Raw genomic sequence first — 18289 nt, forward strand, 5'->3', positions numbered from 1 at the left:
GACAGAAGGTGTGATTCAAACTACACCTCTTATAAATGGTGATCGACTCTCTTTTCAAATAAAAGTCTCTAATCAAGATACATTGCAATTAATGTACAAAATTCAATCAGCTGAGCAAAAAGAACAGTTGCGGAAATTACATGCTGGTATGACCTGTGGATTTCAAGGAGAAATGAAAGTGCCATCAGAAGCACGGAATTTTCATGGTTTTGACTATCGTGACTATTTACATAAGCAAAAGATTCATTTTTTATTTGAAGCGAAAGAGATTTCAAATTGTACGCAAAATTCTTTAACGTTTATACAGTGGGTCTTTTTATTGCGCCAAAATGCGGTGTCGAAAGTCGTAGAAATGTTTCCCGGACAATCTGGGGCATTTATGAATGCATTGTTGTTTGGTGATCGGCAACTAATGGCATTTGAAGTAGAAGAACGATACCAACAATTGGGCCTTATCCACCTATTAGCGATTTCTGGATCCCATATTGTATTATTAATGGCAATTGGCTATTTTATTTTACTTCGAATCGGAATAACAAGGGAAATGACGACAATATGTCTTGTTGTTTGTATTCCACTTTATATGTTTTTAGCAGGAGCGTCTCCATCTGTCATAAGGGCTTCTGTAACAGGTGTTATGGTATTGCTAGCACTCATGCATTCTATTCGTATTTCAAGTGTAGATGTGCTTAGTATGACGGCTATATTGATGCTGGTATATGATCCTTATATGGTCTTCGATATAGGATTTCAATTTTCTTTTGTTGGTAGTTTTGCGCTTTTGTTATCGGCAAATCGTCTTTTGCATCGTGACAATGGTCTCATTCAAAATACAATCTATCTTTCTGTTATTTCACAACTTGCTAGTATTCCTATTTTGTTATATCACTTCGGTTATTTTTCTCCATATAGCATCTTCCTCAATCTTATATATGTCCCGTTTCTATCTTTTATTGTGCTACCATGTAGCATCGCTATTTTTCTTTTTATGTTATTTGTTCCTTTAGTATCGATAGGATTGGCGCATGGATTATCAGTATGTTTAATGTTTTCTAATGAGATTCTTCAGTATTGTGAAAACCTCCCATTTCTTCGCCTTACTTTTGGACAAACACCTGTATTCCTTGTTGTTTTATATAGTTTTAGTATTATAGGTATATTTGTTGTGTGGGAAAAAACGATCAAAAAATGTATTTTGTCCATAGCTGCTGGATTTTTCCTCTTTATATGTATTAGTCATTATATTTCACCTTATTTCCGTGCCAGCGGAAGTGTGACTTTTATTGATGTTGGACAAGGGGATGCAATCTTGATTCGTCTTCCGTATGACAAGGGAATTTATCTCATTGATACAGGGGGGACAATCTCTGTAAAAAAGGAAGTATGGCAGAAGAAAAAACATGAGTTTTCTGTCGGGCACGATATTCTCATTCCGTTTTTACAAAAAGAAGGTATTCGGAAAATTGATAAGTTAATTGTGACGCATGGTGATGCAGATCATATGGGAGCGGCTAAAGAATTGTTATCTACCATTGTTGTAGAGGAAATTGTATTTGGAAAGAAACGAGAAGATACTGTGCTCGAAAAAGAATTGAGACAAATTGCAAAACAAAAAAATATAAGGGTAAACATCGTGGAAGAAGGGGATAGATGGCAAGTAGATGAAGCATTATTTACAGTGCTATCACCAAAGGGAGAGGAGAATAGGGATAACGATTCATCTATTGTATTATGGGCAAAGTTAGGTGGATTTACCTGGCTGTTTACTGGAGATTTAGAAGAAAAAGGCGAACAGCGAATCATAAAGCAATATCCAGAGTTACGAGCAGATATTTTAAAGGTTGGGCATCATGGTAGTAAGACATCGTCTTCAGCTGCCTTCTTACACCTTATTCAGCCCCAAAAGGCCATTATTTCAGCTGGAGAGCGTAATCGATATGGGCATCCGCACCAACAAGTGCTAGAGCGTTTGTTAGAGCTTGATATTGAAATATGGCGAACGGATAAACAAGGAGGAGTTTTCTATGTTTTTGAAGGCGAAAGGGGAACGTTTCGAAGTAAACTGACATATGATGAAGCACAGAAAAGGTGAAGTGAAAAAGGAAGGCCGCAAGCAGCAGCCTTTAAGAACCAATAAATTTAATAATTGTTGCAATAATGAAAAGTGTTGCGAAAAAACCAAATGAGACGATAAAACCTACCCCTGAATCAATAGCGTCATTGCGTTTACTTTGAACGTTTTGCTCAAATTCATTCATTTAGAATCCCTCCCCAACATTCCATTTTAGTATAAGATATTGTCAGAAAAAAATCTACAATTTCCATATGAAGATAAATAGAGGATATATTTGTAGAAACAGGTGTTAAATCTTATGCAAGTAGAAGGTAGAAATTTGATTTCCAAGCATGTTAACAGTTAACAATTATACTTATCCAGTAGTAGTGAATAATATCGGTAAGGTGGTTACCGCACACCAATAAGAATCCCGGGACTTATTGCGTGGCGTTTTATATAGATAAAGGGACGGGTTATTTAAGCCTGTTCCTTTGTACTTGTAAAACAAAAGATAGCACATTAGTATAGAGATATATTGCCAAGTTAGGGAGTAGGAAAAAGTATGAGTGAGATACATAAGAAGATTAAAAAGAAACAGTTTGCACCATTTTATTTAATATATGGAACGGAAGCTTATTTTATAAATGAAACAATAAAGCTTATAACAACGGAAGCGTTAGCTGAGGAAGATCGTGAGTTTAATGTTGTAACGTATGACTTAGAAGAAGCGTATTTGGAAGATGTAATAGAAGATGCACGAACGCTTCCATTCTTTGGAGAACGTAAAATCTTATTAATTAAATCGCCACTGTTCTTGACATCACAAAAAGAAAAATTAGAACAAAATATAAAGATTTTAGAGGAGTATATTGCAGAGCCTTCTCCATTTTCAATTGTTGTATTTGTAGCTTCTTATGAAAAATTAGATGAGCGAAAAAAAATCACAAAATTATTAAAGAAAACAGCAGATGTAGTAGAAGCTAATGCGATGCAAGTACAGGACGTTCGTAAATGGATTGTGGCTCGTGCGGATGAAGTACATGTACATATTGAAGAAACAGCGGTTAGCTTGCTGTTAGAGCTTGTAGGAAGCAATGTGACGATGTTAGCCAAGGAAATGGATAAGTTGACCCTTTATGTTGGCGTGGGTGGAGAAGTTACAACAGAGCTTGTGGCAGAACTTGTGCCAAAATCAGTTGAACAAAATGTGTTTGCGTTAACAGAAAAGGTAGTAAAAAAGGATATTGCTGGAGCTATGAAAATTTTAGATGGGCTATTTACGCAGCAAGAGGAACCAATTAAATTGTTGGCGTTATTAGTGAGTCAATTTCGTTTGCTCAACCAAGTAAAAGAACTGCAGCAACGTGGGTATGTGCAGAATCAAATTGCTTCGCATATTGGTGTTCATCCATACCGGGTAAAATTGGCGATGAATCAAACGAAATTTTTCTCGTTTGAAGAATTGAAAAAAGTTATTTTAGAGTTAGCTGAAGCTGACTATAGTATGAAAACGGGGAAAATGGATAAGAAACTTGTCTTAGAGTTTTTCTTAATGCGTTTAAATCATATTGGATAAATAAAAGCGGAAGCTCTAGCTGAATAAAATACAAAAAAGTTCATGCCATTTGTTGCGTGAACTTTTTTGTATATAAAAAACGATCCAAATGGATCGTTTTTTAAACGCCTTACGCGTTTACTTGTTTCGCTAAGCGAGATTTTTGACGAGCTGCAGCGTTTTGGTGGATAAGACCTTTACGAGCTGCTTTGTCAAGTTTTTTAGAAGCAGTTTTGAAAGCTTCTTTAGCATTTTCAAGATCGTTATTAGTAACTAAAGCTTCTACAGTTTTAACAGCTGAACGCATGTCAGACTTGATAGAAGCGTTATGTGCACGACGCTCTTCGCTAAGTTTAGCGCGTTTGATAGCAGATTTGATGTTTGCCATACTTTTCACCTCCCTGGTGCGATCGAGTGACTCGATACTTACATAGAACAAGTGATATTCTATCAAACAGAGAAGAGAATTGCAATAGCGAGATCAATGAAATTTCATGTAAAGGAAAGAATGGCCTTAAATAATTTTGGGGAATCTAACTATATTTACTATGAATTACGGAGGAGATAGGATGAAAGAACCATTAGATTTAAGTAAATATAGTGTGAGAACAGACCTTGCAGTAGAAGCTCATCAAATGTTGCAAGAACGTCAGCAAGAACAAACGGGAGTCCAAGGTGTTATTGTAAAAGAACGTGAAGAAGAAGGGATTACGATTACGAAAGTGATCATCGATGAGAGCGCTTCTGAAGCAATGGGTAAAAAACCAGGGAATTATTTAACGCTTGAAGTGCAAGGGATTCGTCAGCAAGATACGGAATTACAGCAAAAGGTAGAGCGTATTTTTGCAAAAGAATTTTCGTATTTATTAGAAGAAATTGGGATATCTAAAGAGGCGAGCTGTTTAATCGTTGGGTTAGGGAATTGGAATGTAACACCAGATGCGCTTGGTCCAATCGTTGTAGAAAATGTGCTTGTGACACGCCACCTTTTTAAATTACAGCCTGAAAGTGTAGAAGATGGGTATCGTCCTGTTAGTGCGATCCGTCCAGGTGTCATGGGAATTACAGGGATTGAAACGAGCGATGTCATTTATGGCATCATTGAAAAGACAAAACCGGACTTTGTGATTGCAATTGATGCACTTGCTGCTAGGTCTATTGAACGAGTAAATAGTACGATACAGATTTCAGATACGGGAATTCATCCTGGATCAGGTGTAGGAAATAAACGAAAAGAACTAAGTAAAGAGACGCTCGGAATTCCTGTGATTGCGATTGGTGTTCCGACGGTTGTAGATGCTGTTTCCATTACGAGTGATACGATTGATTTTATTTTAAAACATTTTGGTCGTGAAATGAGAGAAGGTGATAAACCGTCTCGCTCTTTATTACCAGCTGGCTTTACATTTGGAGAAAAGAAGAAATTAACAGAGGAAGATATGCCAGATGAAAAAAGCCGTAATATGTTTTTAGGGGCAGTAGGTACATTGGAAGATGAAGAAAAGCGAAAATTAATATATGAAGTGTTAGCTCCTCTTGGACATAATTTAATGGTGACACCGAAAGAAGTAGATGCATTTATTGAAGACATGGCAAATGTGATAGCAAGTGGTTTAAATGCAGCGCTTCATCATCAAATTGATCAAGATAATACAGGTGCCTATACACATTGATGAGAAGGGACGGCCTGATTTGAGTCGATTTATGCTTCAGTGTATGAGCTGTGTTGTTCTGTTTCTTTTTTTGCTGCTAATCGGAATTGGAATCGCTAATCATGGCTTAAAAAGCATGAAAGGTTATCGGCAGCCAACGTATGAACAAATTGCCCAGATGACAGGAACTGGGAGTGGGAATGTTGATCCGGAAATTTTAGGAGGCACATTTTCGGCATGTGAAAAACAAAAGCAGTTAGAAAGTCTCAGAAGTTTTAATGCTGTAGAAGGACTGGGAATGGGGATCGCGGAATTTACTCGAGGTCTCGCTAAGTTTAGTACAGATATAGTAATTGGGAAAATAAAAGATATTTTTCATCAATTGGGATAATAAAAAGAGGTTGTCTTATCATTTTGTAAGGCAGCCATTTTTTTGTTATAAAAAGGTTTGTCTCGTTTGCTCTGCTCGCATAAGATAAAGAGAGGAAGATTTGTCCTATAAGCAGCACGAGTTTTCATTGAATCTTTGCTGCTCTATTGATATAATCAGTGCTAGTGTATATTGGCGAGACTATTAGGAGTTGAGAACATAGATGAATAAAGAAGAAAGAGCAAAAAGACAGTCCAAAATTCGTAACTTCTCCATCATTGCTCATATTGATCACGGAAAGTCAACGTTGGCAGACCGTATTTTGGAGAAAACAAATGCGTTAACACAGCGCGAAATGAAAGCTCAATTACTTGACTCTATGGATTTAGAGCGAGAGCGTGGTATTACAATTAAATTAAATGCAGTTCAATTAACGTATAAAGCAAAAGATGGTGAAGAATATATTCTTCACTTAATTGACACACCAGGACACGTCGATTTTACGTACGAAGTGTCTCGTAGTTTAGCGGCTTGTGAAGGTGCAATTCTTGTTGTCGATGCAGCGCAAGGTATTGAAGCGCAGACGTTAGCGAACGTATATTTAGCACTTGATAATAATTTAGAGATTTTACCGGTTATTAATAAAATTGACTTGCCAAGTGCTGATCCGGAGCGTGTTCGTCAAGAAGTAGAAGATGTAATCGGTTTAGATGCATCAGAAGCTGTACTTGCTTCTGCAAAAGCTGGCATTGGTATCGAAGACATTTTAGAACAAATCGTTGAAAAAGTACCAGCTCCAGAAGGTGACCCGGAAGAGCCACTTCAATGTATGATTTTTGACTCTTTATATGACCCGTACCGTGGTGTAATCGCATATATCCGTGTTGTAAACGGTACGGTAAAAGTTGGCGATAAAGTACGTATGATGGCAACTGGTAAAGAGTTCGAAGTAACAGAAGTAGGTGTATTCACACCGAAAACAACACAGCGTAAAGAATTGACAGTAGGCGATGTAGGATTCTTAGCAGCATCTATTAAAAATGTGGGAGACACACGTGTCGGTGATACAATCACACATGCGAAACGTCCAGCAACAGAACCATTACCAGGTTATCGTAAATTAAATCCAATGGTGTTCTGTGGTTTATACCCAATTGATTCCGCGCGTTATAACGATTTACGTGATGCATTAGAAAAACTTGAATTGAATGATTCTGCTCTTGAGTTTGAACCAGAAACATCTCAAGCGTTAGGATTTGGCTTCCGTTGTGGATTCTTAGGATTACTTCATATGGAAATCATTCAAGAACGTATTGAACGTGAATTTAAAATTGATTTAATTACAACAGCACCAAGTGTAATTTATAAAGTATATTTAACAAACGGGGAAGAAGTTGTTGTAGATAACCCATCTAACATGCCGGATCCGCAGTCTATTGATCGTGTAGAAGAGCCGTTTGTAAAAGCGGCAATTATGGTTCCAAATGATTATGTTGGGGCTGTAATGGAAATTTGCCAAGGGAAACGCGGTGCGTTTATCGATATGCAATATTTAGATGAGACACGTGTTACGTTAACATATGAAATCCCGCTTTCTGAAATCGTATATGACTTCTTTGATCAATTGAAATCAAATACGAAAGGCTATGCATCCTTTGATTATGAGTTAATCGGTTATAAGCCGTCTAAACTTGTGAAGATGGATATTCTTTTAAATTCTGAACAAGTTGATGCTTTATCATTTATCGTACACCGTGATTCAGCGTATGACCGTGGTAAAGTAATTGTAGAAAAATTAAAAGAATTAATTCCAAGACAACAGTTTGAAGTACCGATTCAAGCGACAATTGGGAACAAAGTTGTAGCGCGTTCTACAATTAAAGCGATGCGTAAAAACGTACTTGCAAAATGTTACGGTGGTGACATTTCTCGTAAACGTAAACTTCTTGAAAAACAAAAAGAAGGTAAGAAGCGTATGAAATCTGTTGGTTCTGTAGAGGTACCACAAGAAGCGTTCATGGCTGTATTGAAAATGGACGATAATTAATGAAAAAGGAGCCGTTTATGCGGCTTCTTTTTTGTATCAGCATACTTTTTTAGACATCTTTACGTCTCTCCTTTACAATAGTTAGGATACTTTTTCGTACAAAAAAGTGGAGATTGATATAGAGTTAGGAGACGAATGATGTCTGAAAATATTCGAAAAGATATTCAAGAAAAGATACAAAAAGGTAATTTTAATTGTGAAAAGGAATTAACTCTTTCTATTATTAGTGGAAAATGGAAAGTTGTTATTTTATGGCATTTAGGTGTAGAAGGGCCGCATCGCTTTAGTGAGTTGCAACGACTATTTCCAAACATTTCTCATAAAGTTTTGTCAAATCAACTAAAAGAATTAATGGAAGATGGAATTATTGGTAGGACAGTATATCCAGAAGTGCCTCCACGCGTAGAATATTTTATGACTGATTTAGGCATGACGCTTTTACCGATCGTCGAAATGATGTATGATTGGGGGAAAATGCGAATGAAGCAAATTCGTAAAGGGTTAGAGAAGTAAAGGAGCCTCCGAAATGCGGAGGTTTTCTTTTTAGAAAGGTAGGAGTGAAGTTTGATGCAAGCTGCATATATTCATATTCCGTTTTGTCAGCATATTTGTCACTATTGTGATTTTAATAAAGTTTTTATTGAGCGTCAGCCAGTTGATCGATATTTGGAGTATCTAGAGAAAGAGATAATAAATACGGTTCAAAAGGTACCATTTGAAAATATGAAAACGATTTTTGTCGGGGGTGGGACACCAACGGCGTTAAATATGGAGCAGACAAAAAAACTGCTTGATATTATTAATCGTCGTTTGCGTCCGTTCGCTCCAAACTGTGAATTAACGTTTGAAGCGAACCCTGGAGATTTGCCGAAAGAAAAGTTGAACTTGCTATTAGAGGGCGGTGTGAACCGAATTAGCTTTGGTGTGCAAACGTTTCGCGATGAATTGCTAGAGAAAATTGGACGTAAGCATACGAGAGAAGATGCGTTTGTAGCAATTCGTGAGGCACAGGAAGTTGGTTTTACGAATATTAATGTCGATTTAATTTACGCATTACCAGGACAAACGATAGAAGATGTGAAAGAAACGTTAAATATCGCATTCACACTCGGTGTACAGCACTTTTCTGCGTATTCTTTAATTGTTGAACCGAAAACTGTCTTTTACAATCTAATGAACAAAGGGAAATTAAGGCTTCCTGGTGAAGACCATGAGGCGAAGATGTATGAAATGGTAATGGATGAGATGAAAAAGCATGGTTACCACCAGTATGAAATTAGTAATTTTTCAAAAGAAGGCTATGAAAGTAGACATAATCTCACATACTGGAATAATGAAACATATTATGGTTTTGGAGCTGGGGCTCATAGTTATGTAAATGGTGAGCGAATTCAAAATGTTGGCCCGCTTAAGCAGTATTTTTCTAAAATCGATGAGACAGGATTCCCTTATTTAGATGTCCATGAGGTAACAAAAAAAGAAAGAATGGAAGAGGAGTTATTTTTAGGGCTTCGAAAAACAAAAGGAGTTTCTAAGTTAGAATTCCAAAAGAAATTTGGCACGGAGATGGATGAAGTCTTTGCAGGGCAGTTGCTGCATAATAAAGAGCATGGATTACTGGAGGAAAAAGATGGTCATGTTTGTTTAACAAGGCAAGGGAAGTTATTAGGGAATGAAGTGTTTCAATCGTTTTTAGTTGATTAACTAGATGTTTCGCGTACATGAAAAAGTTTTACTATTTCGTGACGTTTCCGTTGACAATTGAATGTCAATTTTGGTAAGTTATTAATAGATTTAGCACTCGAAGATAAAGAGTGCTAACAGAGGTGATGATGAGATGCTTACGGAACGTCAGCTCTTAATTTTACAAACGATTATTGATGACTTTATTGGATCAGCACAGCCTGTTGGGTCAAGAACGTTAGCTAAGAAAGACGAAATTACGTTTAGTTCAGCGACCATTCGAAATGAAATGGCTGATTTAGAGGAACTAGGATTTATTGAAAAAACGCACAGTTCCTCCGGTCGTGTTCCTTCAGAAAAAGGATATCGATTTTACGTAGATCATCTTTTAGCACCACAGAATTTACCCAATGAGGAGATTGTACAGATTAAGGATTTATTTGCTGAAAGAATTTTTGAGGCAGAAAAGGTTGCCCAGCAATCAGCTCAAATTTTATCAGAACTCACAAATTATACGGCGATAGTTCTTGGGCCGAAAGTGAGTACAAATAAGCTAAAAAATGTACAAATTGTTCCGCTTGATCATCAAACAGCAGTCGCGATTATCGTAACGGATACAGGGCATGTACAAAGTAAAACGATTACCGTTCCGGAATCTGTTGATTTATCAGATTTAGAAAAGATGGTTAATGTTTTAAATGAAAAGTTATCGGGTGTACCGATGGCAGAATTACACAATAAAATTCTTAAAGAGATTGTGACAGTTCTACGCGGCTACGTCCATAATTATGATAGTGCAATAAAAATACTAGATGGTACATTTCAAGTGCCTTTATCGGAAAAGATATACTTTGGCGGGAAGGCGAATATGCTTTCGCAACCGGAGTTTCATGATATCCAAAAGGTACGCTCCTTGCTGACAATGATCGATAATGAAGCCGCATTTTACGATATTTTACGTAATAAAAAAGTCGGCATTCAAGTGAAAATCGGTCGTGAAAATTCTTCGACAGCTATGGAAGATTGTAGTTTAATTTCTGCAACCTATTCTATTGGAGAAGAGCAGCTTGGAACAATTGCAATCTTAGGTCCGACGAGAATGCAATATTCTCGTGTGATCAGTCTGTTACAATTGTTTACAAGACAATTTACAGATGGTTTGCATGGATTGTATAAACCAAAATAATAAATTCACTCGAGTGATGAACAGAATCATTGCTGGTGTGTAACATAAAAACTATGCGTGGATGCTCATGCTTAGCATGAGCCCTGGTTCCTTTTAAGGAGGTGAAAGTTGTGGAAGAGCGTAACGAAAAAGTAGTTGAAGAAACGAAAGAAACGCAAACTGAAGAAACTATTACAGCAGAAAATAATGAAGAAACTGCAGTAGAAGAAAAAAGTGAAGCGGCTCTTTTACAAGAAAAAGTAGACGAATTGCAAGCGAAGCTGACGGAAACGGAAGGGCAAAAGCTACGTCTACAAGCTGATTTTGAAAACTATAAGCGCCGCGTTCAATTGGATAAGCAAGCGGCTGAAAAATATAGATCACAAAGTCTTGTGTCAGATATTTTGCCAGCTCTTGATAACTTTGAAAGAGCGATGCAAGTGGAAGCAAGTGATGAGCAAATGAAATCCTTATTACAAGGGATGGAAATGGTATATCGTCAATTGCTAGAAGCGCTGACTAAAGAAGGTGTTGAAGCGATTGAGGCTGTTGGTAAACAGTTTGACCCGCATGAACATCAAGCTGTTATGCAAGTAGAAGACAGCGAATTTGAATCAAACGCGATTGTGGAAGAATTCCAAAAAGGTTATAAACTAAAAGATCGTGTGATTCGCCCATCAATGGTAAAAGTAAATCAATAATTTACATAAATGTAGGAGGTTTCGCCATGAGTAAAATTATCGGTATTGACTTAGGTACAACAAACTCTTGTGTAGCTGTTATGGAAGGTGGAGAACCAAAGGTTATTCCAAATCCAGAAGGAAACCGTACAACACCTTCTGTTGTAGCTTTCAAAAATGAAGAACGTCAAGTTGGGGAAGTAGCGAAGCGTCAAGCAATTACAAACCCAAATACAATCATGTCTGTTAAACGTCATATGGGTACAGACTACAAAGTAGAAGTTGAAGGTAAAAACTACACACCTCAAGAAATTTCTGCAATCATTTTACAAAACTTAAAAGCTTCTGCTGAAGCATACTTAGGTGAAACAGTAACGAAAGCTGTTATTACAGTGCCAGCATACTTCAACGATGCAGAACGCCAAGCAACAAAAGATGCTGGCCGTATCGCTGGTTTAGAAGTTGAGCGTATTATTAACGAACCAACAGCAGCTGCGCTTGCTTACGGTTTAGAAAAGCAAGACGAAGAGCAAAAAATTCTAGTATATGACTTAGGTGGCGGTACATTTGATGTATCTATCCTTGAGTTAGCAGACGGAACATTTGAAGTTATTTCAACTGCTGGCGACAACCGTCTTGGTGGTGACGACTTTGACCAAGTTATCATTGATCATTTAGTAGCTGAATTCAAAAAAGAAAACAACATTGACTTAAGCCAAGACAAAATGGCACTTCAACGTTTGAAAGATGCAGCTGAAAAAGCGAAAAAAGATCTTTCAGGTGTAACGCAAACACAAATTTCATTACCATTCATTAGTGCTGGAGCTGCTGGTCCATTACATTTAGAATTAACTTTAACAAGAGCGAAATTCGAAGAGCTTTCAGCTAACTTAGTAGAAAGAACATTAGAACCAACTCGTCGTGCATTAAAAGACGCTGGTCTATCTCCAAGTGAGTTAGATAAAGTTATTCTTGTTGGTGGTTCTACTCGTATTCCAGCTGTACAAGAAGCGATTAAACGCGAAACTGGTAAAGAACCATATAAAGGTGTAAACCCTGATGAAGTTGTAGCATTAGGTGCTGCAGTTCAGGGCGGCGTACTTACTGGTGATGTAGAAGGCGTACTATTATTAGATGTAACACCACTTTCTTTAGGTATTGAAACTATGGGTGGCGTATTCACAAAATTAATCGAGCGTAACACTACGATTCCAACAAGTAAATCACAAGTATTCTCAACAGCTGCTGATAATCAACCTGCAGTAGACATTCATGTACTACAGGGTGAGCGTCCAATGTCAGCTGACAACAAAACATTAGGTCGTTTCCAATTAACGGATATTCCACCAGCACCACGTGGTATTCCACAAATCGAAGTAACATTCGATATTGATGCGAACGGTATTGTTAACGTACGTGCGAAAGACTTAGGAACAAGCAAAGAACAAGCAATTACAATTCAATCATCTTCAGGTCTTTCTGATGAAGAAGTAGATCGTATGGTAAAAGAAGCAGAAGCAAATGCGGATGCTGACCAAAAACGTAAAGAAGAAGTTGAACTTCGTAATGAAGCTGATCAACTTGTATTCCAAACAGATAAAGTTGTAAAAGATTTAGAAGGCAAAGTAGATGCAGCTGAAGTAGCGAAAGCAACAGAAGCGAAAGAAGCATTACAAGCGGCAATCGAGAAAAATGATCTTGATGAAATCCGTGCGAAAAAAGATGCGCTTCAAGAAATCGTACAACAACTAACTGTAAAATTATATGAGCAAGCTCAAGCAGCTGCTGGCGCTCAGCAAGCAGAAGGTGCACAAGGTAACGCTGGTGCAAAAAATGACAATGTAGTTGATGCTGAGTTTGAAGAGGTAAAAGAAGACAAGTAATAAAGTAAAATAAGTAAGATGACAAAAAGTCAAAGTCAAGCGTGCCTTGGCTTTGGCTTTTTTCACACATAAGAAAATGGTTTCTTAGGAACTAAGTTTTTCATCTGAGGGTCTTACGTTTTGCTTTTTGCATACTGTAAGTGAGGAAACTTTGTTGCAAAGCACTTTCTTTCGGTGTTAAAATTACGTTTATGTGAAAGATTCGGGGGTTACAAATTTATGAATAAAAGAGATTATTATGAGGTGCTTGGCCTTAGCAAGGGCGCTTCAAAAGATGAAATTAAAAAAGCATACCGTCGTTTGGCGAAAAAATATCATCCAGACGTAAGTAAAGAAGAAAATGCAATTGAAAAGTTTAAAGAAGTACAAGAAGCATATGAAGTGTTGAGTGATGATCAAAAACGTGCGCAGTACGATCAATTTGGTCATGCTGATCCAAATCAAGGTTTCGGAGGTTTTGGCGGAGGAGACTTTGGTGGAGGCTTCGGATTTGAAGACATCTTCAGTTCATTCTTTGGTGGAGGTGGCGGTCGACGTCGTGATCCAAATGCACCACGCCAAGGTGCTGACTTGCAATATCAAGTTACTTTAGATTTTGAAGAAGCAATTTTTGGTAAAGAATTAAATGTTGAAATTCCAGTGGAAGACCCTTGTGATACATGTCATGGCAGCGGAGCAAAACCAGGAACTTCAAAAGAAACATGTAAGCATTGTTCAGGAACAGGTCAAGTGAGCATAGAACAAAATACGCCGTTTGGTCGCATTGTAAATCGTCAAGCATGTAAACATTGTTCAGGAACAGGCCAAATGATTAAAGAGAAATGTACAACATGTCATGGCTCTGGAAAAGTACGTAAACGTAAAAAAATTAACGTTAAAATTCCAGCAGGTATTGATAATGGCCAACAAATCCGTGTGTCTGGTAAAGGTGAAGCGGGTGTGAACGGTGGCCCGTCTGGAGATTTATATGTCGTTGTTCATGTAAGAAATCATGAATTCTTCGAGCGTGATGGAGATCATATTATTTGTGAAATGCCATTAACATTCGCGCAAGTAGCACTTGGTGCTGAAGTGGAAGTTCCAACTGTTCATGGGAAAGTGAAATTAAAAATTCCAGCAGGGACACAAACTGGGACGGAATTCCGTTTAAAAGGAAAAGGAGCTCCAAATGTACGCGGATATGGTCAAGGTGATCAATACGTAGTGGTTCGTGTTGTTGTACCGACGAAATTAACATCACATCAAAAAGAATTACTGCGTGAATTTGCAGGGCAAGAAGATCAAGATGATAGCTTATTCGGAAAGCTTAAACGAGCTTTCAAAGGGGAATAATGGAAATAAAAAATGGAGTTGGTAAATTGTGAAATGGTCAGAAATTAGTATTCATACAACAGAGGAAGCGGTAGAAGCTGTCTCTCATATTTTACACGAAGCAGGTGCTAGTGGCGTAGCGATTGAAGATCCGGCAGAGTTAACAAAAGAGCGTGAGCAACAGTATGGTGAAATTTATGCGCTCAATCCATCTGAATACCCTGAGGATGGTGTGTTAATAAAAGCATATTTTCCACAAACGGATTCTTTACATGAAACAGTTGCAAGTGTAAAATCATCTATTGATGTACTCCCATCTTTCGACATCGAAATTGGTACAGGAAATATTACGATTAATGAAGTCGATGAGGAAGACTGGGCTACTGCTTGGAAAAAATATTATCATCCAGTTCAAATTTCTGATACATTCACAATTGTGCCGACATGGGAAGAATATACACCTTCTTCTCCAGATGAAAAAATTATTGAATTAGATCCAGGTATGGCATTTGGTACAGGGACGCATCCAACAACAACGATGTGTATTCGTGCGTTAGAAAAAACAGTTGAGCCAGGAAATACAGTCATTGATGTTGGAACAGGGTCTGGTGTATTAAGTATTGCTGCCGCAAAATTAGGTGCGGCATCTGTTCAGGCATATGACCTAGATCCAGTTGCAGTTGAAAGTGCAGAGATGAATGTTCGTTTAAATAAAACGGACGATGTCGTATCTGTAGGGCAAAATAGTTTATTAGAGGGTATTGAAGGTCCAGTAGATTTAATTGTAGCGAATTTACTTGCGGAAATTATTCTACTATTCCCTGAAGATGCAGCGAGAGTTGTAAAACAGGGCGGGCTATTTATTACATCTGGTATTATTGCAGCAAAAGAAAAAACGATTTCTGAAGCTCTAGAAAAAGCTGGATTTACAATTGAAGAAGTGTTAAGAATGGAAGATTGGGTAGCAATCATTGCACGAAATGCGTAATATATAATTTATGATTATAATGAATGGAGAAGTCTCTCGCTATAAAGGTGAGGGACTTGCCGTTTGTTATATTAAAATGATAACGTTTCGTTCTTTTCGTAAGTGCGGACTTACGAAAGGAACGAAACTTTGCTAAGGTGATGAGATGCAACGTTATTTTGTAGAAGAGAAGTATGTAAATGATGCAAGTATTCGTATTATAGGTGATGATGTGCATCATATCGCAAGAGTGATGCGTATGTCAGCTGGTGATCACATTTATTGCTGTGTAAACGGTAAAACAGCGATGTGTACAATTGCTGAAATTACCAGTGAATTTGTGGATAGTGCTATTGTAGAATGGATAGAGGCATCGAGCGAGCTGCCAGTGTTCGTAACGATTGCAAGTGGACTGCCAAAAGGAGACAAGCTAGAGTTAATTTTTCAAAAAGGAACTGAGCTTGGAGCAGCCGCATTTTTACCATTTCAAGCATCTCGATCTATCGTAAAATGGGATGCGAAAAAAGCAGATAAAAAAGTTGAGCGTTTGAAAAAAATTGTGAAAGAAGCAGCGGAACAATCGCATAGAAGTGAAATTCCAGATGTACATGTTCCCGCATCATTTAAGCAATTGCTTGCGATGAGCAGTGATTATGATGTTTGTCTTGTGGCATACGAAGAGGAAGCAAAGCAAGGTGAAAAAGCTAATTTTGCGAAAGCTTTAACGGCACTTGAACGTGGTCAAAAACTGTTGATTGTATTTGGCCCAGAAGGTGGCTTATCTGAGGAAGAAATTTCTGCGCTTCGTGAACATAAATTTGTACCATGTAGTTTAGGACCGAGGATTTTACGAACAGAAACGGCCCCGCTTTACGCGTTAAGTGCCGCTTCTTATCATTTTGAATTGATGGGGTGATGATCAATGGCAACTGTTGCGTTCCATACGTTAGGTTGTAAAGTAAACCACTACGAAACAGAAGCGATTTGGCAATTGTTTAAGCAAGGTGGTTATGATAGAACTGAATATGAAAAGAAAGCTGATGTGTATGTAATCAATACATGTACAGTCACAAATACTGGAGATAAAAAAAGCCGTCAAGTTATCAGGCGTGCTGTACGTCAAAATCCAGATGCTGTTATCTGTGTAACGGGATGTTACGCACAAACATCTCCAGCAGAAATTATGGCAATTCCAGGCGTGGATATCGTTGTGGGTACACAAGATCGTGAAAAAATGCTAGGATATATCGAAGAATATCGTAAAGAGCGTCAGCCGATTAATGCTGTCCGCAATATTATGAAAACACGTGTATATGAAGAATTAGATGTACCTTATTTCACCGACCGTACACGTGCATCTTTAAAAATACAAGAAGGCTGCAATAACTTCTGTACGTTCTGTATTATTCCTTGGGCACGTGGTTTGATGCGTTCTCGTGACGGGAAAGAAGTTATTAAACAAGCGCAGCAATTAGTGGATGCAGGTTATAAAGAAATCGTCTTAACTGGTATTCATACAGGTGGATACGGTGAAGATATGAAGGATTATAACTTAGCTGGATTACTTCGCGACATGGAAGCTGATGTAAATGGTTTGAAACGTCTTCGTATTTCTTCTATTGAAGCAAGCCAAATTTCAGATGAAGTAATTGAAGTATTAGATAAATCTGAAGTAGTTGTGCGCCACTTGCACATTCCGCTGCAATCAGGATCTAACACTGTATTAAAACGTATGCGCCGTAAATATACGATGGAATTTTTCCAAGAGCGCTTAGATCGTTTGAAAGAGGCACTGCCAGGTCTTGCGATTACATCAGATGTAATTGTTGGTTTCCCTGGTGAGACGGAAGAGGAGTTTATGGAAACGTATAATTTCATTAAAGAAAATCGTTTCTCTGAACTACATGTTTTCCCTTATTCAAAACGAACAGGTACACCTGCAGCTCGTATGGATGACCAAATTCCTGAAGATGTGAAAAATGATCGTGTTCATCGTTTAATTGAATTATCGAACCAGTTAGCGAAAGAGTATGCTTCCCAATTTGAAGGGGAAGTTCTTGAAATTATTCCAGAAGAGCCTTTCAAAGACGGAGATCGTGAAGGGCTATATGTAGGTTATACAGATAACTACTTAAAAGTTGTGTTTGAAGGATCTGAAGAATTAATTGGTAAACTAGTCAAAGTGAAAATTACAAAAGCTGGCTACCCATATAACGAAGCGCAATTTGTTCGTGTTCTTGAAGAGGATGTAAAAAAAGAATCAGCAAGTGCGTAATATGAAAGCATGCAAACGAAAAGGTTTGCATGCTTTTTTATTTGGAGGATAAGTTAAGATATGAAGTTGTAATATTTCATGCTATAATGCTAACCGTTATGGTTGTCAGACAACCGTGTAGTGAAGAAAGGGGCATATGAAAAATGAACTATGCAAAATTAATTGATCACACATTATTAAAACCGGATACAAAAAAAGAAGCAATTGTTACATTATGTGAAGAAGCAAAAAAACACGACTTTGCATCTGTATGTGTAAACCCTACTTGGGTTGAAACGGCAGCTGAATTATTAAAGGGTACAGATGTAAAAGTTTGTACAGTAATCGGATTCCCACTTGGGGCAAATACACCAGAAACAAAAGCATTTGAAACAACAGATGCAATTGCAAAAGGTGCAACAGAAGTTGATATGGTAATTAACATTGGTGCACTAAAAGATAAAAATGATGAATTAGTAGAGCGCGACGTTCGTGCAGTTGTAGAAGCTGCCAAAGGAAAAGCGCTTGTGAAAATTATTATTGAAACATGTCTATTAACAGAAGAAGAAAAAGTTCGAGCTTGTGAATTGTCTGTAAAAGCAGGCGTAGATTTCGTAAAAACATCAACTGGATTCTCAACGGGCGGAGCAACAGTAGAAGATGTAG

General features: G+C 37.7%; 17 protein-coding genes. 15 read left to right on the plus strand and 2 right to left on the minus strand.

Going from position 1 to position 18289, the window contains the following annotated elements; translation table 11 throughout:
* Nucleotides 1-2092: DNA internalization-related competence protein ComEC/Rec2 (locus KFD70_RS26255; RefSeq protein WP_431613471.1), on the plus strand; the 2092-nt coding region annotated here is incomplete at its 5' end.
* A 31-nt stretch (nucleotides 2093-2123) separates the two neighbouring features.
* Here the strand turns inward: KFD70_RS26255 and KFD70_RS26260 are convergent.
* Nucleotides 2124-2258, minus strand: coding sequence for a YqzM family protein (locus KFD70_RS26260; protein WP_001001652.1), 135 nt, complete (start codon nucleotides 2256-2258; stop codon nucleotides 2124-2126).
* A 360-nt stretch (nucleotides 2259-2618) separates the two neighbouring features.
* Between KFD70_RS26260 and holA the strand changes: the two genes are divergently transcribed.
* Entirely contained in the window at nucleotides 2619-3632 is a 1014-nt protein-coding gene (gene holA / locus KFD70_RS26265) for a DNA polymerase III subunit delta (protein ID WP_336450149.1), read from the plus strand.
* A 109-nt stretch (nucleotides 3633-3741) separates the two neighbouring features.
* On the opposite strand, the gene rpsT is transcribed toward holA, so the two are convergent.
* Nucleotides 3742-3999, minus strand: a complete 258-nt coding sequence (gene rpsT, locus KFD70_RS26270; RefSeq protein ID WP_001274011.1) for a 30S ribosomal protein S20 — start codon at nucleotides 3997-3999, stop codon at nucleotides 3742-3744.
* Nucleotides 4000-4180: 181 nt separating this feature from the next.
* Here rpsT and gpr point away from each other — a divergent pair, with 181 nt between their 5' ends.
* The 13 genes from gpr to deoC form a co-directional block, all read left to right on the plus strand.
* Nucleotides 4181-5284 carry a GPR endopeptidase gene (gpr, locus tag KFD70_RS26275; protein WP_336450148.1) on the plus strand — a complete coding sequence of 368 codons (1104 nt, stop codon included), beginning with the start codon at nucleotides 4181-4183 and terminating at the stop codon, nucleotides 5282-5284.
* 19 nt (nucleotides 5285-5303) lie between these two features.
* A complete protein-coding gene (locus tag KFD70_RS26280; protein ID WP_420792320.1) occupies nucleotides 5304-5654 on the plus strand; it encodes a DUF3679 domain-containing protein in 351 nt (116 codons plus the stop codon).
* Between the two features lie 202 nt (nucleotides 5655-5856).
* On the plus strand, nucleotides 5857-7680 hold the full coding sequence (lepA, locus tag KFD70_RS26285; protein ID WP_336450147.1) for an elongation factor 4: 1824 nt from the start codon (nucleotides 5857-5859) through the stop codon (nucleotides 7678-7680).
* A 138-nt stretch (nucleotides 7681-7818) separates the two neighbouring features.
* On the plus strand, nucleotides 7819-8193 hold the full coding sequence (locus KFD70_RS26290; protein ID WP_336450146.1) for a winged helix-turn-helix transcriptional regulator: 375 nt from the start codon (nucleotides 7819-7821) through the stop codon (nucleotides 8191-8193).
* Nucleotides 8194-8244: 51 nt separating this feature from the next.
* The gene (hemW, locus tag KFD70_RS26295; RefSeq protein WP_336450145.1) at nucleotides 8245-9384 is read left to right on the plus strand and encodes a radical SAM family heme chaperone HemW; all 1140 of its coding nucleotides are present in this window, start codon (nucleotides 8245-8247) and stop codon (nucleotides 9382-9384) included.
* 133 nt (nucleotides 9385-9517) lie between these two features.
* On the plus strand, nucleotides 9518-10549 hold the full coding sequence (gene hrcA / locus KFD70_RS26300; RefSeq protein WP_336450144.1) for a heat-inducible transcriptional repressor HrcA: 1032 nt from the start codon (nucleotides 9518-9520) through the stop codon (nucleotides 10547-10549).
* Nucleotides 10550-10659: 110 nt separating this feature from the next.
* Nucleotides 10660-11229: a nucleotide exchange factor GrpE gene (grpE, locus tag KFD70_RS26305; protein WP_336450143.1), complete on the plus strand. Its 570-nt coding sequence runs from the start codon at nucleotides 10660-10662 to the stop codon at nucleotides 11227-11229.
* A 26-nt stretch (nucleotides 11230-11255) separates the two neighbouring features.
* The gene (gene dnaK, locus KFD70_RS26310; RefSeq protein ID WP_336450142.1) at nucleotides 11256-13091 is read left to right on the plus strand and encodes a chaperone protein DnaK; all 1836 of its coding nucleotides are present in this window, start codon (nucleotides 11256-11258) and stop codon (nucleotides 13089-13091) included.
* Between the two features lie 219 nt (nucleotides 13092-13310).
* The gene (gene dnaJ, locus KFD70_RS26315) at nucleotides 13311-14423 is read left to right on the plus strand and encodes a molecular chaperone DnaJ (protein WP_336450141.1); all 1113 of its coding nucleotides are present in this window, start codon (nucleotides 13311-13313) and stop codon (nucleotides 14421-14423) included.
* A 28-nt stretch (nucleotides 14424-14451) separates the two neighbouring features.
* On the plus strand, nucleotides 14452-15390 hold the full coding sequence (prmA, locus tag KFD70_RS26320; RefSeq protein ID WP_431613472.1) for a 50S ribosomal protein L11 methyltransferase: 939 nt from the start codon (nucleotides 14452-14454) through the stop codon (nucleotides 15388-15390).
* 145 nt (nucleotides 15391-15535) lie between these two features.
* Nucleotides 15536-16285: a 16S rRNA (uracil(1498)-N(3))-methyltransferase gene (locus KFD70_RS26325; RefSeq protein WP_336450139.1), complete on the plus strand. Its 750-nt coding sequence runs from the start codon at nucleotides 15536-15538 to the stop codon at nucleotides 16283-16285.
* Between the two features lie 6 nt (nucleotides 16286-16291).
* Nucleotides 16292-17644, plus strand: coding sequence for a tRNA (N(6)-L-threonylcarbamoyladenosine(37)-C(2))-methylthiotransferase MtaB (gene mtaB / locus KFD70_RS26330; protein WP_336450138.1), 1353 nt, complete (start codon nucleotides 16292-16294; stop codon nucleotides 17642-17644).
* Between the two features lie 143 nt (nucleotides 17645-17787).
* Nucleotides 17788-18289 (plus strand): deoxyribose-phosphate aldolase (deoC, locus tag KFD70_RS26335; protein ID WP_431613473.1); only part of this gene is annotated, 502 nt, incomplete at its 3' end.

It is taken from the genome of Bacillus pfraonensis (assembly GCF_050768835.1).
GTDB classification, from domain to species: Bacteria; Bacillota; Bacilli; order Bacillales; family Bacillaceae_G; genus Bacillus_A; species Bacillus_A pfraonensis.